At 66.4% G+C, this 5,769-nt stretch carries 4 protein-coding genes; all 4 read right to left on the bottom strand.

Annotated elements, in window-relative coordinates:
- Nucleotides 1-206: 206 nt before the first annotated feature.
- Nucleotides 207-1,787, bottom strand: coding sequence for an aldehyde dehydrogenase (NADP(+)) (locus AC1DYX_RS26725; protein ID WP_477264518.1), 1,581 nt, complete (start codon nt 1,785-1,787; stop codon nt 207-209).
- The gene (araD1, locus tag AC1DYX_RS26720; RefSeq protein WP_477264516.1) at nt 1,784-2,776 is read right to left on the bottom strand and encodes an AraD1 family protein; all 993 of its coding nucleotides are present in this window, start codon (nt 2,774-2,776) and stop codon (nt 1,784-1,786) included. Before araD1 ends, AC1DYX_RS26725 begins: the two co-directional genes overlap by 4 nt.
- Before the next feature lie 133 nt (nt 2,777-2,909).
- Complete coding sequence (locus tag AC1DYX_RS26715; RefSeq protein ID WP_477264514.1) at nt 2,910-4,652, bottom strand: IlvD/Edd family dehydratase; 1,743 nt, start codon at nt 4,650-4,652, stop codon at nt 2,910-2,912.
- Nucleotides 4,653-4,800: 148 nt separating this feature from the next.
- Nucleotides 4,801-5,685 (bottom strand): SMP-30/gluconolactonase/LRE family protein, encoded by an 885-nt coding sequence (locus tag AC1DYX_RS26710; RefSeq protein ID WP_477264512.1) that lies wholly within the window; start codon nt 5,683-5,685, stop codon nt 4,801-4,803.
- Nucleotides 5,686-5,769 lie beyond the last annotated feature (84 nt).

Genomic DNA, 5,769 nt, shown 5'->3' with positions numbered 1-5,769 from the left:
CCCGTTTGCCTTCGAGGCTACCGTACCTGGCTAAAGTACCCATTCGTCGTCTCCATCCGATAATCTTATTCTAAGCGGCGCCCGCAAAAACGGGCGCCGGATCCTGCTTTGCGTTACGCGTGGGCACGGGGTGCCCACCCTACCTGTTACCGTCGTAGGGTGGGCACCCCCGTGCCCACGCGTGACGTATGCGCTACGTCGGCGTATCAGTCCTTGCCCAGCGCGCCATCGCGGCGACGCCAGATGCCGCGCGGGTTCTCGTCGCGCAGCACCGCCGGCAGCAGGRCCTGCGGCAGGTTCTGGTAAGCCACGGGGCGCAGGAAGCGGAAGATCGCGCCCGTGCCCACCGAGGTGCTGCGGCCGTCGGCCGTGGCCGGGAACGGACCGCCGTGCACCATCGCATGCGCCACTTCGACGCCGGTGCCGAAGCCGTTGGCCAGGATGCGGCCGACCTTGCGCTCCAGCGACGGCATCAGGACCTTGGCGGCCTCGATGTCGCCTTCTTCGAGGTGGATGGCAGCGGTCAGCTGGCCTTCCAGGTGCTCGACGATGTCACGCATCTGCTCGACGCTCTCGCACGCGACCAGCAGCGAGGCCGGGCCGAACACTTCTTCGTGCAGTTCCTTGCGGGCCAGGAATTCGGCGCCTTCCACGCGGAACAGCGCGGCGTGGCCCTGGTTGTCTTCGTGTTCCAGGCGCAGCAGCGTCGTCACGGCTTCGTTGCTGCCCAGCGCTTCGACGCCGCGGCGGAAGCTCGACGCGATACCGGCCGACAGCATCGTGGCCGGCTTGGTGTCGTTCAGTGCGGCGGTGGCCGATGCGCAGAAGGTCGAGAGGCCCGGACCGTCGATCGCCAGCACGAGGCCGGGGTTGGTGCAGAACTGGCCGACGCCCATCGTCAGCGAGGTCGCGAAATCGCGGCCGATGCGCTCGGCGTGCTGTTCCAGCGCCTGCGGCAGCAGGAACACCGGGTTGATGCTGCTCATCTCGGCATAGACCGGGATCGGCTGCGGACGCGCTGCGGCCACGGCCATCAGCGCCGTGCCGCCCGAACGCGAGCCGGTGAAGCCGACGGCCTGGATCGCCGGGTGGCCGACGAGGGCCTGGCCGATGCCGTTGCCGGTGCCGGTCAGCAGCGTGAACGTGCCGGCCGGCAGGCCGCACAGTTCGACGGCTTTCACGACGGCGCGCGCCACCAGTTCCGACGTGCCCGGGTGGGCCGAGTGGGCCTTCAGCACGACCGGGCAGCCGGCCGCGAACGCGGATGCCGTATCGCCACCGGCGACGGAGAATGCGAGCGGGAAGTTCGAAGCGGCGAACACGGCGACCGGGCCGACGCCGATCAGGCGGCTGCGCAGGTCCGGACGCGGCGGCGTGCGCTGCGGCAGGGCCGGATCGATGCGCGGATCCTGCCACGAACCTTCGCGCAACAGGCTGCCGAACAGTTTCAGCTGGTTGCAGGTGCGGCCACGCTCGCCTTCGATGCGGGCACGCGGCAGGCCGGTTTCCGCCATCGCACGTTCGACCAGCGCATCGCCCAGGGCCATGATCTGCTCGGCGACCGTGTCGAGGAACGCGGCGCGCTCTTCGTCGGTCGTGTTGCGGAAGATGTCGAACGCGGCACCAGCCAGGCGGCAGGCCTGGTCGATCTGGTCCTTGTCGACCATGTGGAATGCGGGTTCGATGTGTTCACGCGCGGTCGGGTTCCACGCCTTGAACGAGCCGCCGGCGCCGCGCTGGGCGACGCCGCCGATGAGGGCTTCGCCGGTGATTTGTGCAATGGTCATAAGGTTTTAACTTTCGCGAATTGAGAGGATTGAACGGCCAGTTTATTACGCAGGGCTGGGCCGAACTGCGGCGATTCTATCTCGAAAGTCTCGCCGGCATGTACAGTCACGTTGTCGGCGAAGCTCAGGGTGGCCGTGCCGAAGAAGTGGATGTGCACGTCGCCCGGGCGGTTGAACAGGCCGTACTTGAAGTGGTGGTATTCGAGGTTGCCGATCGTGTGCGACATGTTCTGCTCGCCGGACACGAAGGCTTTTTCCCAGCGCACCGAGCCGTCGGCGGCGCGGATGCGCGACACGCCTTCGACGTGCGCGGGCAGTTCGCCGACCAGCAGCGCCGGGCCGACGCCGCAGTTGCGCAGCTTCGAGTGGGCGAGGTACAGGTAGTTCTGGCGTTCCGTCACGTGGTCCGAGAACTCGTTGCCGAGCGCGAAACCGACGCGATACGGCTGGCCGTCGTCGCCGATCACGTACAGGCCGGCGATCTCCGGCTCTTCACCGCCGTCCAGCGAGAAGTCCGGCATTTCCATGTCCTGGCCGCCGGCGCGCACGATCGAGCCGTCGCCCTTGTAGAACCATTCCGGCTGCACGCCCGCCTTGCCGGCTTCCGGCTTGCCGCCTTCGACGCCCATGCGGAACATCTTCATCGAGTCGGACAGGCTCTCGACGTCGCCGCCGATCTTCTTGTGCATCGCATCGCGCGCGTCGGCGCTGCCCAGGTGCGTCAGGCCCGTGCCGGTGACGTAGGTGTGGGCGGCGTCCGGGTGGTCGAGCGGGGCCAGCAGGCGGCCTTCGGTGGCGATCGCTTCGTAGGATTCGGTGGCGCCCTTCGCAGCGGCGTCGGCCAGGGCGGCCAGGCCCTTGCCCTGCGCGATGGCGGCCTTGGCCAGTTCCAGCGTGGTGGCGTAGCCGGTGATGGCGGTGACGGCGTCGCCGTTCAGGATGCCGACGCGGCGTTCGCCGGCGGCGGTTTTGTATTGGATGAGCAGCATGGTCAGATGTCTCCGAGGCGCAATGCGCGGGTGTTCATATGGTTAAACGCGTGGGCACGGGGTGCCCACCCTACGTTGATGTGCGGTGAATCCGCCGTAGGGTGGGCTCCCCGAGCCCACGCGAATGCCAACATTAATGGGAATGCTTCGGCACGGCCGACCCGCGGCAACCGACGAGGAAGTCGAAATCGCAACCCTCATCCGCCTGCAGCACGTGRTCCAGGTACAGGCCCGCATAACCGGTACGCGGCGCTTCCTTCTGGTTTTCGGCGCGGTCCGCGAGGCGGGCCTTGATCTCTTCGTCCGACACGTCCAGGTGCAGGCGGCCGTTCTTGCAATCGAGTTCGATGAAGTCGCCGTCCTTGACGATGCCCAGCGGACCGCCGGCCATCGCTTCCGGCGCCACGTGCAGCACGACGGTGCCGTAGGCGGTGCCGCTCATGCGCGCGTCCGAGATGCGGACCATGTCGGTGATGCCCTTCGCCAGCAGCTTCGGCGGCAGCCCCATGTTGCCCACTTCGGCCATGCCCGGGTAGCCCTTCGGACCGCAGTTCTTCATCACGAGGACCGAGTTCTCGTCCACGTCCAGGTCCGGATCGACGATGCGCTGCTTGTAGTGGTCGAAGTCCTCGAACACGACGGCCTTGCCGCGGTGCTTCATCAGGTGCGGCGATGCGGCCGACGGTTTCAGCACGGCGCCGCGCGGGGCCAGGTTGCCGCGCAGGATGCAGATGCCGCCGTCGTCGATCAGCGGGTTGTCGATCTTGCGGATCACTTCGTCGTTGTAGATCGGCGCGTCCTGCACGTTTTCCCAGATCGTCCTGCCGTTCACGGTCAGCGCGTCCTTGTGCGGCAGCAGGTTCGCTTCGCCCAGGCGGCGCAGCACGCCCGGCAGGCCGCCGGCGTAATAAAACTCTTCCATCAGGTAGCGGCCGGACGGCAGCAGGTCGACGATGGTCGGGGTACCCTTGCCGACGTTGGTCCAGTCTTCCAGTTCCAGCGGCACGCCGATGCGGCCGGCGATGGCCTTCAGGTGGATCACGGCGTTCGTGGAACCGCCGATCGCGGCGTTCGTGCGGATCGCGTTCTCGAAGTTCTCGCGCTTGAGGATCTTCGACAGTTTCAGGTCTTCGTTGACCATCTCGACGATGCGGATGCCGGACATATGGGCCAGCACGTAGCGGCGCGCGTCGACGGCGGGAATCGCCGCATTGTGCGGCAGCGAGACGCCGAGCGATTCGGCCATGCAGGCCATCGTCGATGCGGTGCCCATCGTGTTGCAGGTACCGGCCGAGCGCGAGTGGCCGGCTTCGGCGGCGAGGAAGTCGTGCATCGAGATCTGGCCGCCCTTGGCCTGCTCGTGCAGCTGCCAGACGGCGGTGCCGGAGCCGATGTCCTTGCCGTTCAGCTTACCGTTCAGCATCGGACCGCCGGTGACGACGATGGCCGGAATGTCGACGCTGGCGGCGCCCATCAGCAGCGCGGGCGTGGTCTTGTCGCAGCCGACCAGCAGGACGACGCCGTCCATCGGGTTGCCGCGGATGGATTCTTCGACGTCCATGCTGGCCAGGTTACGGGTCAGCATGGCGGTCGGACGCAGGTTCGATTCGCCGTTCGAGAACACGGGGAATTCGACCGGGAAGCCGCCCGCCTCCAGGATACCGCGCTTGACGTGTTCGGCCAGCTTGCGGAAATGGGCGTTGCAGGGGGTGAGTTCGGACCAGGTGTTGCAGATGCCGATGATCGGCTTGCCCTGGAACTCATGATCGGGGATACCCTGGTTCTTCATCCAGCTCCGGTACATGAAGCCGTTCTTGTCCTGGGTACCGAACCACGCTGCGGAACGCAGGGTGGGCTTCTTCTTCGTCTCGGACATGTGTCCTTCCTCCGTCGTCGTTTTTTAGTCCTGAGCGACAGGTCGTCGTCCAGCTCAGCGATGATGGAAGTGTAAAGGCCGGTCAGATAACTTTCCAATCAATTTTTAACGGCAACCGATACCGATATCGGCATCGCTGTTATCGCTATCAGCGCCGACCAGTGAACCGAACCTCTGCCAAGCCCCTTACAGGCAGGGTGTGCGCGAACACACCGCCCGATTTTGGTGCATTGGCCAGTTGCCCCGCAGGCAGGCCGACTGTTGCCGAAGTGACAAATAGCACATCGAGGCCGGGGCCGCCAAACGCGGGACACGTCGGCTGCGGCGCCGGCAAGGTCAGCACGCGGTCGACCGTGCCGTCGGGCGCGAACCGGACAACCTGGCCGGCACCCCAGCGCGTACTCCACAGATAGCCGTCGGCATCGATCGTCGAGCCGTCCGGATCGCCCGGCGCGGCATCGGCCGGGACGAATACGCGCAGGTTGGAGACGGCGCCCGTAGCGATGTCGTAATCGCAACAACGAATCTCGCGCGTGGCCGAGTCGGCGTAGTACATCGTGCCACCGTCCGGGCTGAAGCAAATGCTGTTGGCGATGGCGACGCCGCCCAGCGGCAGCCGCTCCAGCGTGAGGTCGTGGTTCAGGCGATAGAAGCCGCCGATGGCAGCCTTCGGGTTCTCGGCCTGGTTGAAGGCGCCGAACACGAAGCGACCCTGGCGGTCGGTGCGGCCATCGTTCAGGCGGGTGGTGGGCAGGTCGGCTTCGACGTCGCAAATGCGGTCGAGCGCGCCGCTGGCCAGGTCGAAGAACGCGAGACCGGACGCCAGCGCCAGCAACAGCCGGCCATYGTCCTCCGTCAGCGCCAGCGAACAGAGACGCTCGGGCAGCGGGAAGCAGCGCAACGCACCCGTCGCGGGCGCGTGCGACCACAGTTCGCTGGATTCGATGTCCGTCCAGAACAGGCGCTGTCCGCGCGCGTCCCAGATGATTCCTTCGCCGAGCGTATTCCGGCCATCCACCACCAGTTCCATCATGCCTGACTTCTCCTATCGTTTACTACCCCACCATGCCTTGCCTCGACGCATACGTCCGCGTGGGCACAGGGGTGCCCACCCTAC

The sequence above is a fragment of the Massilia sp. P2_C2 genome, from assembly GCF_056404615.1.
This window is presented reverse-complemented; position numbering and strand designations above follow the sequence as displayed.

Coding starts and splice junctions, on each gene's coding strand:
- araD1 (WP_477264516.1), bottom strand. CDS start 2,776: ATGCTGCTCATCCAATACAAAACCGCCGCCGGCGAACGCCGCGTCGGC.